Source organism: Kribbella deserti (assembly GCF_042434725.1).
GTDB classification, from domain to species: Bacteria; Actinomycetota; Actinomycetes; order Propionibacteriales; family Kribbellaceae; genus Kribbella; species Kribbella deserti.
This window is the reverse complement of sequence record NZ_JBHLTC010000040.1, coordinates 254,248-269,035: the sequence shown is the minus strand read 5'-3', so window position 1 is coordinate 269,035 and position 14,788 is coordinate 254,248. Positions and strand designations below refer to the sequence as shown.

General features: G+C 68.9%; 13 protein-coding genes. 3 read left to right on the top strand and 10 right to left on the bottom strand.

All coding sequences use genetic code 11. From position 1 onward, the window contains the following. The first annotated feature begins 67 nt into the window (after nucleotides 1–67). Together ACFFGN_RS32565 and ACFFGN_RS32560 are read left to right on the top strand one after the other, a co-directional pair. Complete coding sequence (locus tag ACFFGN_RS32565) at nucleotides 68–505, top strand: hypothetical protein (RefSeq protein WP_380055841.1); 438 nt, start codon at nucleotides 68–70, stop codon at nucleotides 503–505. Nucleotides 506–550: 45 nt separating this feature from the next. Further along, nucleotides 551–1,093, top strand: a complete 543-nt coding sequence (locus ACFFGN_RS32560) for a hypothetical protein (RefSeq protein ID WP_380055839.1) — start codon at nucleotides 551–553, stop codon at nucleotides 1,091–1,093. Between the two features lie 4 nt (nucleotides 1,094–1,097). On the opposite strand, the gene bioD is transcribed toward ACFFGN_RS32560, so the two are convergent. The 7 genes from bioD to ACFFGN_RS32525 form a co-directional block, all read right to left on the bottom strand. Beyond that, a complete protein-coding gene (bioD, locus tag ACFFGN_RS32555; RefSeq protein ID WP_380055836.1) occupies nucleotides 1,098–1,766 on the bottom strand; it encodes a dethiobiotin synthase in 669 nt (222 codons plus the stop codon). Next, entirely contained in the window at nucleotides 1,763–2,881 is a 1,119-nt protein-coding gene (locus ACFFGN_RS32550; protein WP_380055833.1) for an 8-amino-7-oxononanoate synthase, read from the bottom strand. The genes bioD and ACFFGN_RS32550 overlap by 4 nt, the downstream gene beginning before the upstream one ends. Next, nucleotides 2,881–4,173 carry an adenosylmethionine--8-amino-7-oxononanoate transaminase gene (locus ACFFGN_RS32545; RefSeq protein WP_380055830.1) on the bottom strand — a complete coding sequence of 431 codons (1,293 nt, stop codon included), beginning with the start codon at nucleotides 4,171–4,173 and terminating at the stop codon, nucleotides 2,881–2,883. The genes ACFFGN_RS32550 and ACFFGN_RS32545 overlap by 1 nt, the downstream gene beginning before the upstream one ends. Beyond that, nucleotides 4,170–4,385 (bottom strand): biotin synthase auxiliary protein BsaP, encoded by a 216-nt coding sequence (gene bsaP, locus ACFFGN_RS32540; RefSeq protein ID WP_380056132.1) that lies wholly within the window; start codon nucleotides 4,383–4,385, stop codon nucleotides 4,170–4,172. The genes ACFFGN_RS32545 and bsaP overlap by 4 nt, the downstream gene beginning before the upstream one ends. A gap of 5 nt (nucleotides 4,386–4,390) precedes the next feature. Continuing rightward, the gene (gene bioB / locus ACFFGN_RS32535) at nucleotides 4,391–5,386 is read right to left on the bottom strand and encodes a biotin synthase BioB (RefSeq protein WP_380055828.1); all 996 of its coding nucleotides are present in this window, start codon (nucleotides 5,384–5,386) and stop codon (nucleotides 4,391–4,393) included. Nucleotides 5,387–6,587: 1,201 nt separating this feature from the next. Then, nucleotides 6,588–8,426 carry an FAD-dependent oxidoreductase gene (locus tag ACFFGN_RS32530; RefSeq protein WP_380055825.1) on the bottom strand — a complete coding sequence of 613 codons (1,839 nt, stop codon included), beginning with the start codon at nucleotides 8,424–8,426 and terminating at the stop codon, nucleotides 6,588–6,590. Beyond that, complete coding sequence (locus ACFFGN_RS32525; protein WP_380055822.1) at nucleotides 8,423–10,015, bottom strand: succinic semialdehyde dehydrogenase; 1,593 nt, start codon at nucleotides 10,013–10,015, stop codon at nucleotides 8,423–8,425. The genes ACFFGN_RS32530 and ACFFGN_RS32525 overlap by 4 nt, the downstream gene beginning before the upstream one ends. A gap of 187 nt (nucleotides 10,016–10,202) precedes the next feature. Here ACFFGN_RS32525 and ACFFGN_RS32520 point away from each other — a divergent pair, with 187 nt between their 5' ends. Further along, on the top strand, nucleotides 10,203–11,663 hold the full coding sequence (locus ACFFGN_RS32520; RefSeq protein ID WP_380055820.1) for a tetratricopeptide repeat protein: 1,461 nt from the start codon (nucleotides 10,203–10,205) through the stop codon (nucleotides 11,661–11,663). Between the two features lie 29 nt (nucleotides 11,664–11,692). Here ACFFGN_RS32520 and ACFFGN_RS32515 read toward each other — a convergent pair whose 3' ends face one another. The 3 genes from ACFFGN_RS32515 to ACFFGN_RS32505 are packed head-to-tail and all read right to left on the bottom strand — an operon-like array spanning nucleotide 11,693 to nucleotide 14,768. After that, nucleotides 11,693–13,555, bottom strand: coding sequence for an FtsX-like permease family protein (locus ACFFGN_RS32515; RefSeq protein WP_380055817.1), 1,863 nt, complete (start codon nucleotides 13,553–13,555; stop codon nucleotides 11,693–11,695). Continuing rightward, nucleotides 13,555–14,265 (bottom strand): ABC transporter ATP-binding protein, encoded by a 711-nt coding sequence (locus ACFFGN_RS32510; protein ID WP_380055814.1) that lies wholly within the window; start codon nucleotides 14,263–14,265, stop codon nucleotides 13,555–13,557. The genes ACFFGN_RS32515 and ACFFGN_RS32510 overlap by 1 nt, the downstream gene beginning before the upstream one ends. Then, entirely contained in the window at nucleotides 14,262–14,768 is a 507-nt protein-coding gene (locus ACFFGN_RS32505) for a PadR family transcriptional regulator (protein ID WP_380055811.1), read from the bottom strand. Before ACFFGN_RS32505 ends, ACFFGN_RS32510 begins: the two co-directional genes overlap by 4 nt. Nucleotides 14,769–14,788: the final 20 nt, after the last annotated feature.

Below are 14,788 nucleotides of genomic sequence, written 5' to 3'. Positions count from 1 at the left end.
CTCCGGAACCGCGTGGCGACTGGCTGCCTACCGTGGAAGGTACTGACGTCGATCTTCGGGAGAGACGATGTTGCGCAGAACCATCGCCGTCAGCACTGCCGCCATCGCGGTGGCAGGGCTGGGAATCGTGAACGCGCCGGCCGCCAACGCCTACGCCTACTGGCGAAACGGCTACTTCTACGGGGATACGAGCTATCGGGGCAATGTGCCCGGCTCCCACGTGAAGATCGTCGGGCGGCGCGATGTCGCCCGGCAGCTCTACTACCTCACCGTCCACCTCTACGACCAGAACCCGTACGACAACAACAAGGCCGCTTTCCGGGTCCGCGGCTGGGACAAGAACACCCGGCAGTGGATGTTCTACCGCGGTTACTACATGTTGTTCGGCGGCTACGACAGCGTCACCCTGACGGTGCCGACCGGCGCGATCGACACGATCATCGTGCAGGACGGCATCTACGGAAAGACCTACGGCACCAACTCGGTGGCCGTGTTCCGGCGCTGAACAGACCGGGCTTGGTGGGGACCGTGCGACGAGTAGGTTGTCGCCGTGAAACTCATCCCCGCCCAGCCCGGCCATCTGGTCGGAGCCGCCTTCGGTTTCGTCTTCGTTCTGCTCAACAGCACCGGGCTCGGCTCACCTGGCCGGACGATCGCGATCGTGCTGGCCGCCCTGCTGGCCGCCGTCGTGTTGTTCGCGTTCATCCGTGGCGGCAAGCCGGCAAGGCCCGAGAACCAGTCCACCCAGGGCTACTTCGTCATCGTGGCGATCGAGGTGGTGTTCCTGTTCGGCGGGCTGCGGGTCATCAACGATGTCGAGCCGGCCGCCGCCGCGGCGTGGATCGCCTTGGTCGTCGGTATGCACTTCGTCGCGTTCTCCGTCTGGTGGCTGCGGGGCAACCGGGAGATGTTCGTCATCGGCGTACTCATGACGGTGCTCGCCGTGATCGGTCTCGTGATCGCCTTCACCCAGCACGACGAGTCCCTGGTCGACCTGATCGCCGGTTTCGGCTCCGGCGTCGTACTCCTCGGCTCCGCCGCCCTCTACGTCTTCGGTGGCACCAAGTCTCGCGAGAAGGTGCCGTCCAGGTAGGACCTCAGGCGGGGAAGTTGAACCAGGTCGGAGCCTGGGCGCGGAAGGTCTCCGGTGGGAGGGCGGCCGCGTTCGCCGGAAGCTTGCCGAGCAGCGGGAGACCGGCGAGGCCTGGGAGTTCCTCGAGGTTGCAGCGCTCGGCCAGGTCCGGGTCTTCCGGCCAGGCGCCGACGACCAGGCCGGCGATCGGCAGCTTGCGGGCGCGAAGGGCCTCGACCGTGAGCATGGTGTGGTTCAGCGTGCCCAGGCCGGCCCGGACCACCACAACGAAGGCGCTGTGCGGCAGGTGGACGGCGAGATCGGCCAGGTTGCGGCCTTCGCCGTCGAGGCCGACCAGGAGACCACCCGCGCCTTCGACCAGGGTCCAGCCGGAGGGCGGTCGCAGTGCGTCGATCGCGGCGGCCTGCTCCTTGACCGAAGGCAGATCGACTCCTTCGCGACGCGCGGCGGTGGTCGGCGCCAGCGGATCGCGAAGCCGTACACCTTCGTGCGCCTCGACGCCCGCGAGCCGCCGTACCTCGTCGGCGTCGCCCGGCTCGACCGCGTCGACGCCCGTCTGAAGCGGCTTGCTGACGATGACCGTCGTACTGCGGGAGAGGTACGCCGCGAGGGCCGCGGTGGCCACGGTCTTACCGACGCCGGTGTCCGTCCCTGTCACCAGCAGAACGCTCATCCCGCCACCACTCCTTCGATCACTGCGCAAGCATGGTCCAGCTGTGCCGGCGACAACCCGGCCCGGGCGGTAAGCCGCAGGCGGCTGATGCCGTCCGGCACCGAGGGCGGCCGGAACGTACCGACCGCAACGCCCTGCGCGAGACACCGTTCGGCCGCCGCGACCGCCTCACGCGGTCCCGCCATCGGGATCGACACCACTGCCCCGGCGGCCGCCTTCACCCCTGCCGCCGCGGCCAACCGCGCGGCCGTCGTGTGGATGGCCTCTGGGCGATCGGGCTCTTGCCGGAGTACGTCGAGCGCGGCCAGGGCGGCTGCGCAGGCGGCCGGAGCCAGCCCGGTGTCGAAGATGAACGACCGGGCCCGGTTCACCAGGTGCTCGCGCAGAACGGCGGGCCCGAGTACGGCACCACCTTGGCTACCAAGGGCCTTCGACAACGTCATCGTCACGATCACATGCTCCGCACCGGCCAGTCCCGCGGCCGCGACGGAACCATGACCGTTGCCGGTGACACCTATTCCGTGGGCCTCATCCACCAGCAGTACGGCATCCTGGGCCAACGCGACCGCGGCCAGTTCGGTCAATGGCGCGGCGTCTCCGAGCACGCTGAACACCGATTCGGTCAGTACCAGCGCGTGTGGTTCGTTGCGCTCGGCAAGGGCTTTCGTGACCGCGTCCACGTCGTTGTGCGGAACCACCTCGACCCGCGAACGGGACAACCGGGTGGCATCAACGATCGACGCGTGCACGTGTTCGTCCGAGACCAGCAGCGTGCCGGGACCACCGAGGGCAGTCACCACCCCGAGATTGGCCAGATACCCGGAGGAGAAAACGAGGCCCGCCTCCTGGCCGACGTACGACGCGAGCGCTTGTTCGAGCTCGGCGTGCAAGGCCGTCGTACCGGTGACCAGCCGGGAAGCGGTCGAACCCGCGCCCCAGGTCCGTACGGCGGCCACGGTGGCCTCGACCACTCGTGGGTCCGTCGCGAGGCCGAGGTAGTCGTTCCCGGCGAGGTCGATCAGGTCCTCCCCCGCCGCGCGCGGGCGCAACCGCCGGGTCAGTCCGCGCGACTCCAGCGCCGCCGCCTTCGGCTCGAGCCAGTCCGCGAGGCCCATCAGCGTTCTCCCACGGCCTCGGTGATGGCCAGGCCGATCTGGGCGATCTCCTCGTCGGTACTGATGTACGGCGGCATGGTGTAGACGAGGTCCCGGAACGGCCGGACCCAAACCCCGCGACGCAGGACGGCCTCGGTCATCCGCGGTACGTCGACCGGCCCGTCGAGCTGGACCACCCCGACCGCGCCGACGACCCGCACATCCCGTACGCCGGACAGGCCGACCGCGCCCGCGAGGCCCTTGCTGAGACCCGTGGAGATCCGCCCGACCGTGGTTCGCCAGTCGTCCGCGAGTAGCAGGTCGATGCTCGCGAGGGCGACGGCGCAGGCCAGCGGGTTACCCATGAAGGTCGGCCCGTGCATCAGCGCTCCGCCGGGACCACTCGACACGGTGTGCGCCACGTCCGTCGTACAGAGCATGGCCGCGAGCGAGAGGTAGCCGCCGGTCAGCGCCTTGCCCACGCAGAGGATGTCGGGATCGATCCCGGCGTGCTCCGAGGCGAACATGGTGCCGGTCCGGCCGAAGCCCGTCGCGATCTCGTCGAGGATCAGCAAGAACCCGTGCCGGTCGGCCAGTTCGCGCAGGATCCGCAGGCAGCCCGGGCTGTACGCGTACATCCCGCCCGCGCCCTGCAGGATCGGCTCGACCACGATCGCCGCGATCTCCGTCGCATGGCGCTCGGCGAGCTCGCTCATCTCGGCCGCCCAGGCCGCGATCGCCGCCTCGTCGCCGTCGTACCCGGCGGGTGGGCGCGGGCCGAAGACCTGCTGGGCGAGGGCGCCGGTGAAGAGCGAGTGCATGCCGTTCACCGGGTCGCACACGCTCATCGGCGCGAAGGTGTCGCCGTGATACCCGCCGCGCACGGTCAGCATCCTGGTCCGGCCCTGATGACCGCGGGCCACCTGGTACTGCAGGGCCAGCTTGATCGCGACCTCGATCGAGACCGAGCCGGAATCGCAGAGGAAGACATGCCGCAGCGGCGCCGGGGTGATCTCGACCAGCCGCTCGGCCAGCCGGATGGCCGGTTCGTGCGTCAGCCCGCCGAACATGACATGGCTGAACGAGTCGATCTGCGTCCGCAGGGCCTCATCCAGCACCGGGTTGCGATAGCCGTGGATCATGCACCACCACGACGACATCGCGTCGATCGCCTCGACCGTGCCACCCGCGCCGTCGTCCAGCCGCAGCCGGACGCCGTCCGCGCCCTGGACCAGCCGCATCGGCGACGGTTCGCTCATCGAGGAGTACGGATGCCAAAGCAGCTCCGCGTCCTGCCGGAGTAGCTCGTTCATACCTCGTACTGCTCCGTGGGGAGTTGGTCGGAGCTGAGGTCGCCGTGCTGGGAGCAGCGGGCGGACCAGCCCATCGGGTGCACCTGGACGATCATCCGGCGCCGGCACTGAGCGCAGTAGCGCGGCGGCTCCATCGCGAGCGCCCGCGCGCAAGCATCGTGCGATCCCTGCGCCGCACTCTCGCCGCAATGGCCGCAGTAGAGAACCGTCATCGTGCTCACAGCGTCTTCTGGAGTTCCTTGACCGGCATCTTGAGGTCGGCCAGCAGGTCGAGGTCGGCCGTGGCCGGACGGCCCAGCGTGGTCAGGTAGTTGCCCACGATGACCGCGTTGATGCCACCGAGCAGGCCCTCGCGCGTACCCAGGTCGCCCAGGGTCAGCTCGCGCCCACCGGCGTACCGCAGGATCGTCTTCGGCATCGCCAGCCGGAACGCGGCGATCGTACGCAGCGCGTCCTTGCCGTCCATGATCTCCATGTCCCCGAACGGCGTCCCCGGCCGCGGGTTGAGGAAGTTCAGCGGCACCTCGTGCGGCTCGAGCTCCGCCAGCTGCGCGGCCAGCTCGGCCCGCTGCTCCAGGGTCTCGCCCATACCGACCAGACCACCGCAGCACAGCTCCATACCGGCGGCCTTGACCATCTCGCAGGTCGCCCACCGCTCCTCGAACGAGTGCGTGGTGACGACGTCGCTGAAGTAGGAGCGGGCGGACTCCAGGTTGTGGTTGTAGCGGTGGACGCCCATCGCGGCCAGCTCGTCCACCTGCTCCTGGGTGAGCATGCCGAGCGAGCAGGCGATGTTGATCTCGACCTCGGCCTGGATCGCCTCGATGCCGGCCTTGACCTGCGACATCAGCCGCTCGTCCGGCCCGCGCACGGCCGCGACGATGCAGAACTCGGTCGCGCCGGTCTTGGCGGTCTCCTTCGCGGCCTCGACCAGCTCGGGGATGTTCAGCCAGACGGCCCGCACCGGGGAGGTGAACTGACCGGACTGGGAACAGAAGTGGCAGTCCTCCGGGCAGCCGCCGGTCTTCAGGCTGATGATGCCCTCGACCTCGACCTCTTCACCGCACCACTTGACCCGGACCTCGTGCGCCAGCGCCAGCAGTTCGTCGATCGATGCGTCCGGCAACTTCAGCACCTCGACCAGATCTGACTCGCTGAGGCCCTCGCCCCGCTCCAGAACCTGCTCGCGCGCCTTGACGAGGATCTCGCTCATGGGTCTCCCTGCGTGCTCAGCGGCCGCCTCACGGCCTGCTCGAACGGTCGGCCCACAGTAAGCGATGGGGGCCGCGAAAAGTTTTCTGGGTTTTTTTCCGGAACCTCGTAACCCCCCTCTCGCCGCCTCGTTGATGTGTACAGAGGCGGTTACTACAGGTAGTCGCCAGACAGTGACAAGGAGCAACAGATGCGTGAGGAGGTCAAAACACTCCAACGCGGTTGCTCCGCGCTGTACAGTGAGTAATAGAGAGCTCGGGTCGCTGGCCATGGTTGGCGACCCGATTCCAGACGCCGGGCGCCTCACCCCGGCTTGAGTGGGCCCCTCGGGAAACGATTTGGGCGGAAACGTTCCCGAGGGGCTCATTCCCTTTTCCGGCACTTGCTCCCGCGACCTTTTCGCGGTCTGAGCTGCCACCCCGGTCAACTTGCAGGTCTGCTCAGCACTTCTGCTCACTCCCTGCCCACATCCGGCCTGATTCGCGCAGTTGAGCGCACTTTCAGCTGATTTCCCGCCTGGGCAAGGGTTTCCCGCGGGGATCCAACGGTTGGCACCGTCGTGGCCTTGGAGTCGGTCGGTGCCGTGCGAGCGGCGGTTGACGGCTCGGCCGGATGGTTGCCTCGTTACGGCTTTCCGTTGCCACGTCACTGCATTCCGTAAAGCCTCTTGGAAATAGCCGCGCCTCGGGCCGGATTGCCACCGAGGGGTGAATCCGGCCCGAATTGGGGCATTCCGACACGAACACATCGTTACAACCATGTCTCAATTGCCCGTTACGCACTGTTGCCGCAGGCCCCTATGTTCCCGGGTCATTCCCTGATTGCCGCGACAACGCCGCCCATAACCCTCCGGGGTCACTCCGCCTCCCGAATCCCGCCCCCTCCAGCCGCCCCTTCCTGCCGTCGCCGCCGTCCCCGCCCGCGGACGAGACATCCGCCACATATGACCAACCGCACCCCCTCGCCTCGGGCGGTCTTGGTGCTCCGGCCAGGCAATCCCGACCCGCGCCGTCTTCGCCTGCGCCGGGGCTCCCGAGGGCGGTCATCTGATCCGCAAGCGGCCGCTTGAGCGACGGTGCGGGTTCGCGGGCAGGGGTGGGCGACGTCTTGGTGAGTCCACTGGACGTTTTCCGGGCTCGGAAATGGCTGGTGGACTCACCAAGACGCCCGTGGGAGCGGGATGGGGCGCTGGGGCGACGGCGTCAGGCGTCGGCTGGGTTCGGTTCGGCGTCGGCCGGAGCCGGGGCCTTGGCCGGGGTCGCCTTGGCGGAGGCCACCGCGGGGACTGCGGGGGTGGGGCCGGAGGTGGCTGCGGAGGTGGCTGCGGGGGTGGTGGGGGTGGTGGGGGTGGTGGGGGTGCGGATTTCGATGAGGGGGAGGCGGAGGGCGGCGGGGGCGGTTACGGGCACGACGGGGTTGGCGGGGGCCACTGGGGCGATGCGCTCGTACGGCGTTCCTAGGGGTGGGCGGGGATCTTCGGCGCCTTGGTTGGGCCAGAAGGACATCGCGCGTTCGGCTTGGGCGGTGATCGTCAGGGACGGGTTGACGCCTAGGTTGGCCGAGATGGTGGAGCCGTCCAGGATGTGCAGGCCTTCGTAGCCGTAGATGCGGTGGTACGGATCCACCACGCCGGTTTCGGCGGAGTCGCCGATCGCGCAGCCGCCGATGAAGTGCGCCGTCATCGGTACGTTGAACGGCTCGCCGATGGTTCCACCGGGGGTGCCGTTCATCAGCTTGGCCATCCGGCGTACGACCTCGTTGGCCACCGGGATCCACGATGGGTTGGGCGCGCCGTGGCCCTGTTTCGAGGTGAGCCGCCATCGGCCGAAGCGGTCCCGCTTGCCGTAGGTGGTGATCGAGTTGTCGGCCGTCTGCATCACCAGGGCGATGATCGTGCGCTCCGACCAGTGCTTCAGGTCGTACAACCGGCGCAGGCTCCGCCGCTGTTTCACCATCTCGCGCATCCAGACCCGCCAGCGCGGATCCGGCCCATCTCCGTCGGTCAATACCGTTTGCAGCAAGGACATCGCGTTGCTGCCCTTGCCGTACCTGACGGGCTCGATGTGGGTGATCTCGTCCGGGTGGAACGACGAGGTGATCGCGACCCCGCGCGTGTAGTCGACGTCCCGGTCACCCGCGATGACGCCGAGCAGGGATTCCGAGTTCGTGCGGGTCAGTACGCCGAGGCGGTCCGACAACCGCGGGAGTTTCCCCTCGTCGCGAAGGCGGTGCAGCAGCTTGGCGGTACCGAGGGCCGAGGCCGCGAAGATGACCTCGCGGGCGGTGAACCGCTTCGTCCGCCGGCGGTTCGTCGTACGGCGGGTGTCGATCGCGTAGCCGCCGCCCGGCAGGGGTTCGACCGAGGTCACGGTGGTCAGCGGGTAGACCTCGGCGCCGGCCTTCTCGGCCAGGTAGAGGTAGTTCTTCGTCAGGCTGTTCTTGGCGTTGTGCCGGCACCCGGTCATGCACTCGCCGCAGTTGATACAGCCGGTACGACGCGGGCCGACGCCACCGAAGTACGGGTCGTCGACCTCCACGCCGGGTTCACCGAAGAACACGCCGACCGGCGTCGGGTGGTACGTATCGCCCACGCCCATGTCGTCGGCGACCTGCTTCATCACCTCGTCCGCCGGGGTCATACCCGGGTATGTCGTGACGCCGAGCATGCGCTTGGCCTGGTCGTAGTACGGCGCGAGCTCGTCTCGCCAGTCGGTGATGTGGGCCCACTGGCGATCGGCGTAGAACGCGGGCAACGGTTCGTACAGGGTGTTCGCGTAGACCAGGCTGCCGCCGCCGACGCCCGCGCCGGACAGGATGATCACGTCGCGCAGCGCGGAGATGCGCTGAATGCCGTACATGCCGAGAGCCGGGGCGAAGAAGAACCGCTTGCTGTCCCACGAGGTCTTCGCCATGCCCGCGTCGTCGAACCGCGCGCCGGCCTCCAGTACGCCGACGCGGTAGCCCTTCTCGGTCAGGCGTAGCGCGCTGACGCTGCCGCCGAAGCCCGAACCGATGACCAGGACGTCGTAGTCGAAGTTCATGCGCGGCCCAGCTTCTTCAGCACCCGCAGGGCCGTTGTCATCAGCTCCGCGTAGGCCTCGTCGCTCACCCCGTGGCTGGCCGCGATCGGCAGCAGGCGCTGGGTCGCGATGGCCTGCGGGTCGACGTACCGGCGGATGCCTTCGACACCCTGGCGACGGCCGAGGCCGGATGAGCGCATACCGCCCATCGGGGTGTCGACCGAGCCGAAGGTGGCGGCGTAGCCCTCGTTGACGTTGACCGTGCCGGCGATGAGCTGGGCGGCGACGATCCGGCCGCGGCGGGTGTCCCGGGTCCAGACGCTCGCGTTCAGGCCGTACTCGCCTTCGTTCGCGCGCTGGATCGCCTCGGACTCGTCGGCGAACCGGTACAGCGAAACCACCGGGCCGAAGGTCTCGGCGTCGAAGCACTCCATCTCCGGCGTGACCCCTTCGAGCACGGTCGGCTCGTAGAACAGGGCGCCCAGATCGGCACGGGCCTTGCCCCCGGCGAGCACCTTCGCGCCCTTCGCGACGGCGTCGTCGACATGCCGCGAGACCGTCTCCAGCTGGGCCTGCGAGATCAGCGAGCCCATGTCGACGTCCCAGCCGGTCCCGGCGGATACGCGCATCCGCTTGACCCGGCCGACGAACGCCGCCACGAACGCGTCGTACACCTGGTCGGCGACGTACAGGCGTTCCATCGAGACGCAGAGCTGGCCCGCGCTGGCGAAGCAGGCCCGTACGGCGCCCTCGGCCGCGCGTTGCACGTCGGCGTCACGCAGCACCAGCATCGGGTTCTTGCCACCGAGTTCGAGCGAACAGCCGATCAGCCGATCACCCGCCTGCTTGGCGACGATCCGGCCCGTTTTGGTCGAACCGGTGAAACAGACGTAGTCGACGTTCTGGATGATCTCGCTGCCGACGACCGAGCCTTCACCGTTGACGACCTGCCAGACGTCACGCGGCAGGCCGGCCTCGTAGAGCAGCTCGACCGCGCGCAATGCCGACAGCGGGGTCTGGCTGTCCGGCTTGTGCACCACGGTGTTGCCCGCGAGCACCGCCGGAATGCCGTCGGACACGGCCATGCTGAGCGGGTAGTTCCACGGCGAGATGATGCCGACAAGCCCCTTCGGCACGAACCGCTGTTCGGCCCGGGTCAGCACCGGGAACATGCCGAGTTTGCGCTGTGGCGAGAGCAGTTCGGTTGCCTTGCGCCCGTAGTACCGCGCGGTCATCGCGACGTGCGCGATCTCCTCGAAGGCCTGCTTCCGGGCCTTGCCGGATTCCCGCTGGACCAGGTCGCTCAGCTCGTGCCGGTGGTCCAGCACGAGATCGTGATAACGCAGCAGGATGGCGGCGCGATCCGCGAGTGCCGTACCCTTCCAGGCACGCTGGGCCTTGCGGGCCGAGCGGACCGCGGCCCGGACGTCGGGCACACCGGAGATCGGCAGCTCCGCGATCGGCTGGCCGGTCGCGGGCGCGTACGTCGTCTTGGTGCCGGCCGTCGCGTGCAGCAGGCCGGCCAGGCGGCGAATGACCGACTGATCGGTCGCGTACGACGCCCTGGGGTCGAGCTCGGGGTCAGCAGGAATCGAAGTCTGCTCGCTCATCTCGCCAGGCTACCTGTGGGTAACCGTCATGTCAGTAGTTCACCGTTTCAGCTACCCGAGTCGTGACTGCGATCACCCGCTAATCTGAGCGGCACAGGCACTGTGGCACCCGGATTCCCGGGGTGAAAATGGGCACTCCGGTCCCCACACAGCCGCCGGCATCGTGGGGCGAGAAAGGCATCAGGCAATGGTGGACAGCGGGGGAATCTGGCGGCCCGGGCGCGCCGAGGACGAGGTCGAGCAGGTACTGGAGGCTGCCCAGGCGCTGGTCGAGCAAGGCCGTGTCGACGAGGCCGAGCCGTATCAGCAGAAGGCCGTCCAGCTGGCGTACGAGCTGATCGACAGCTATCCGAACGACTCCCGCGGCCGGCACCTACTGGCCGGCACGAGTTACGAGCTGGCCGCCTCGCTCAACGCCCTCGAGCGGTATGACGATGCCCTGGTTGCCCTCGACAACGCCGAAAGCGGTTACATCGAGCTGGCCGCCTCCGGCCAGGTCGACGTTGCCCCGCAACTTGCCGACGTCCAGGCCCGCCGGGCGATGACCCAGGCCCATCGCGGCTACGGCGCCACCGCCGTACTGGAGATCGACAGCGCCGTCATCACGTACGGCGCACTCACGGCGGGCGAGGCGGGGCAGAGCCTCCAGCCGGATTTCGCCCGGGTTCTCGCGATGAACGCGCTGATCCTCCGGCGGTACGGCGACGCGGATCTCGCGGTGGCCTCCGCGGATGCCGCGATCACCTTGTTCCTGCAACTGGCCGGGCAGATCAACGAATCACCGCAGGCGCCGAGCTACGCGCGCTACCTGTGTACGGCGAGCGCGGTCGCGGCGGATATTCACGCCGAGGCCGGACGGTACGAGGTGGCCTTGCAGGCCGACGAGATCGGCCTGTCGACGGCGGATACGCTGGCCGACTCCGACTCCCCCGCGGACCTTCGCACGCTGGTCGGCATGCTCACCCGCAAGGGCCGTCACCTCGCCGAGGTCGGCCGCGAAGACGAGGCGGAGGCCTGCCTGCGCTCGGCGTACGCGACTGATCAGGAGATGGCCGAGCAGGTGGTCACCGAGATCAGCCAGCCGCTACCGCCGACGTTGACCTCGGCACTGGACCTCGCCGCCGAACACCTCGGCTCCTTCGAGGAGTACGGCCGCCTGCGCGCGCTGACCGAACCAGCCCAGGGCATGACGCTGGCCACCGTCTCGGGTCGTTGCGACCCGGAAACCGCCGCCCTGCGCGGGGTTGAACTGGCCGCGCTGGTTCGGCCGTTGTTCGCGAAGGACACCCAGGCGGCGCTCACGCTCGGGCTGGAAGCGCACTACCTGTTCGCGTTGTCGTCGGAGCGACAGTCGCAGCACATGCGGTACGAGCTGAGCACGTTCGGACCGCCCTGGGCGCAGGTACTACTCGACATCTCGAAGGCCTACCAAGCCGCCGGCGCGATGGAGTTCGCCCAGGACCTGGCCGGATCCGCCGCCACCGTCGGCGGCATGCTGATCCCCTTCACCGCGGGCGATTCCGCCATCCGCTCCCTGTCTGCTACGTGTTTCCGCCACAACGGCGACCTGCTGGCGGCGAACGGCGACTTCACCGCCTCCGAACACGCCCACGGCGCCGCCCGCCAATTGGAATCCAACGACCTCTAGTCCTGAGTTGGTCGCCGCGGAGGTCCGGGCTATTCGCGGCGGAGGTCGGCGGCGCTGACCTTCGCTCCGATCGCGGGGAGTGTTGTCGTCGCGGCGATCAGGACCAGGACCAAGCTCGCCAAGGTCACCCCGCCCACCGAACGCCAGGGCACGAAGTCGGTGGCGCCAGCAAAAGCGAGATAGGCCGATCCGGCGAGCAGGCCGAGGCCGCCTGCGAGCGGGATGCCCAGGAGCAGCGGCAACACCAACTGCCCGACCTGGCCGAGCCGCAACGTACCGACCGGAACGCCGACCGCCCGGAGCGTTGCGAGCTGGCGACGCCGTTCGGCTATGCGATCCACCGCCCCGATCAGCAACGCCAGCAGGCCGATGGCCAGCGCCAGTCCACCAACCGACCAGAGCATCGCGCGATACCCGCGAACCTCGGCGGTCGTACCCGCGTAGCTGTCGTGAGACGACAGGCTCTTCAGCGTTCCGGGAGGTAGCGCTTGGTTGAAGGTGTTCCAGGTGCCGTGCGGCAGTTCGACGTAGACCTGCTCGGGATGGGCGAGCTTCGCGATGGCCTGCGGTACGAACAGCACCGGCGCTCCCGAGTCGAGCCATAGATCGTTGCGCAGTACGCCGCGGGTGGTGTCCGACGCGCCCGGTACGACGACGGGCCGCCCGAAGCGCTGGTCGAACCGGTACTGCTTCGCCTTCGCTGCGGGAGGAACCACCCAGATCGGGCGGCTTTCCGTACAACCGCTCAGACCACGAACCACCACGGCGAGATCTGCGCACGTGCCAACGATGGCCTCGATACAAGCCGTCGTACCGGGCTTGCAAGCGGACTGATGCAGGACGCTCAGCTCAGCCGCGACTCGCGCGCCGGGAACCGCCGCGATGCCCTTGGCCGCCGCGGGACGCGGATCGCCGCTCAGGGCGGACACCGGTACGAGCTGCGGCTGACTCTCGGCTTGAACGGCCTCGATGTACTGCGGAGTGGCCTCCCAGGCGCCGAGCACACACCGGCCACCGGCGACCACGAACAGCGCGGCCACCAGACCGGCGACCACCCGGGTGGTCGAGGACGGCTCGTACTGCAGGCGACGAGCCGCCAGCAGGACCCCGGCCCGGCGCGATCGTCGCCCGAGCCCATCGGCGATCAGGCGCACCAGCACCGGAATGGCTAGCGGGAGGCCCACCCCGGTCATGGCTGCCCCGATCACGAATATGGCGAAGCCACCGAGCCCCGGTTCGGTGTCGAGGTCGCCCGGACGGCTGATCACGAGGCCGAGCAGGATGGTGACGCCGACCGAGAGCGGGACAAGCCTCGCGCGGGAAGGACGTCGTACGACGCCTTGCCGCTCGGCCAGCGGGGTGCGGATCGCGGCGCGCGCGGGTAGTACCGCGACCACGGCGGTGACGGCGACCAGACCGGCCACCAGCGCCACCTGCCAGCCAAGCGATACGGCGACCGGTTGGCGCAGCCAGTCCGCCCTTGCCCGGACGGCCGTCTCGATCGGCGCCGCGGTGATTCGGAAGACCAGCAGGCCGAGTACGGCGCCGACCACCGTCAGGGCAGCGCTTTCGGTGGCGGAGACCAGCCGGGTGTGCTCCGGCGGGAGGCCGAGCAGGCGCAACGAGGCCAGCCGGCGATCCCGGCTCGCGGCCGACAATCGCGAGGCCGTGGAGACCAGGATCAGCAGGGGAATGACGATGACCAGGCTGATCACGATCAGCACCTGCTTCTCGTCCCGCGGCATCGGGTAGTACGGGCTGACGCGTGCGAACGCGAAGCCGGCCAGGAAACACAGCACCGCGGAACTCACGAGCCCGGCCACGATCATCGCGAACGCCCTGGCCTTGCCGCTGCCCCAGGCCAGCCGCAGGCCGAGCCGCAGAACGGCCATCAGCCGGCCAACTTGCCGTCGCGCAGAATGCATTCCCGGTCGGCATGAGCGGCGACGCGGGCATCGTGCGTGACCAGCAACAGGCCGATCCCCCGGCCACGCGCGGCGTCGAGCAGCGCCGTCAGCACGATGTCGCCGTTGACGCTGTCGAGCGCGCCGGTCGGCTCGTCCGCGAAGATCGCGGCAGGCTGATGCACCAGCGCCCGGGCCACCGCGGCACGCTGGGCCTGACCGCCCGATACCTCGGCCGGACGACGGCTCGCGACTCCGGCGATCTCCAGTTCGGCCAGCAGTTCCGTTGCCTGGGCCATCGCCGCGCGCCGCGACGAACCGGTCAGCAGCAAGGGCAGTGCCACGTTCTCGGCGAGGCTGAGCTCGGGCACCAGGTCGCCGAACTGGAAGACGAACCCCAGCTCCCGCAGGCGGGCCGAACTCCGCCGCCGCTCGGACATGTCGTCGATGCGCCGCCCGCGGACGTGCACGCTGCCGGCGTCGGGCGGGATGATCCCGGCCAGCACATGCAGCAGCGTGGACTTGCCGGATCCGCTCGGTCCCATCAACGCGACGACCTCACCGGGCCGCACGCTGATCGAGACTTCGTCGAGCGCCTTCGTCGTACCGAAGTGCTTGGTCAGACCCGCGCCGACGACGACCCCCTCAGACGTCGCGGCGCGGGTGGATTTGATGTCCGGCGTGCTCGCGGTCGTCATGCCCGCACCTCGAGCAGACGGCCGGCCCGCTCGATCCAGTCGAGATCGGCTTGCAGATGACCGATCTCGTACTCCCCGGCGAGCTGCCCGATCTCGTCCGCCTCGGCCTTCGCCGCGATGATCTCGCGCATCCGGGCGATGTGGACCCGGCGCTGCGCGTCGAGCACTTCCGCCGCCGGGCGACCGGACCTGAGCGCGACGACCACCTTGGCGAACAGCACGCCCGGCTGGATCTGCGCCACCTCGGGTGTTGCCAGCCAGGCCTCCAGCTCGGTCACGCCCTCAGGGGTGATCGCGTAGACCTTGCGGTCGGGACCACCTCCCGCCTCGGTCCCGGCGAGCTGGACCAGGCCGTCGCGCTGGAGCCGCGCGAGCGTGGCATACACCTGGCCGATCTTCATCGGCTGGTTGCGGCCGAAGCTCTCGTCGTACTCCTGCTTGAGGGTGTAGCCGTGGGAGGGCGCTGCTTCGAGCAGGCCGAGAAACCGGTGACCGACTGACATGAGCAGAACTATACACTCGG

Bases quoted from the DNA above. Each gene is read 5' to 3' on its own strand.
- ACFFGN_RS32565 (WP_380055841.1), top strand. From the start codon at position 68: ATGTTGCGCAGAACCATCGCCGTCAGCACTGCCGCCATCGCGGTGGCA.
- bioD (WP_380055836.1), bottom strand. From the start codon at position 1,766: ATGAGCGTTCTGCTGGTGACAGGGACGGACACCGGCGTCGGTAAGACC.
- ACFFGN_RS32550 (WP_380055833.1), bottom strand. From the start codon at position 2,881: ATGGGCCTCGCGGACTGGCTCGAGCCGAAGGCGGCGGCGCTGGAGTCG.
- ACFFGN_RS32545 (WP_380055830.1), bottom strand. From the start codon at position 4,173: ATGAACGAGCTACTCCGGCAGGACGCGGAGCTGCTTTGGCATCCGTAC.
- bsaP (WP_380056132.1), bottom strand. From the start codon at position 4,385: ATGACGGTTCTCTACTGCGGCCATTGCGGCGAGAGTGCGGCGCAGGGA.
- bioB (WP_380055828.1), bottom strand. From the start codon at position 5,386: ATGAGCGAGATCCTCGTCAAGGCGCGCGAGCAGGTTCTGGAGCGGGGC.
- ACFFGN_RS32530 (WP_380055825.1), bottom strand. From the start codon at position 8,426: ATGAACTTCGACTACGACGTCCTGGTCATCGGTTCGGGCTTCGGCGGC.
- ACFFGN_RS32525 (WP_380055822.1), bottom strand. From the start codon at position 10,015: ATGAGCGAGCAGACTTCGATTCCTGCTGACCCCGAGCTCGACCCCAGG.
- ACFFGN_RS32520 (WP_380055820.1), top strand. From the start codon at position 10,203: ATGGTGGACAGCGGGGGAATCTGGCGGCCCGGGCGCGCCGAGGACGAG.
- ACFFGN_RS32515 (WP_380055817.1), bottom strand. From the start codon at position 13,555: ATGGCCGTTCTGCGGCTCGGCCTGCGGCTGGCCTGGGGCAGCGGCAAG.
- ACFFGN_RS32510 (WP_380055814.1), bottom strand. From the start codon at position 14,265: ATGACGACCGCGAGCACGCCGGACATCAAATCCACCCGCGCCGCGACG.
- ACFFGN_RS32505 (WP_380055811.1), bottom strand. From the start codon at position 14,768: ATGTCAGTCGGTCACCGGTTTCTCGGCCTGCTCGAAGCAGCGCCCTCC.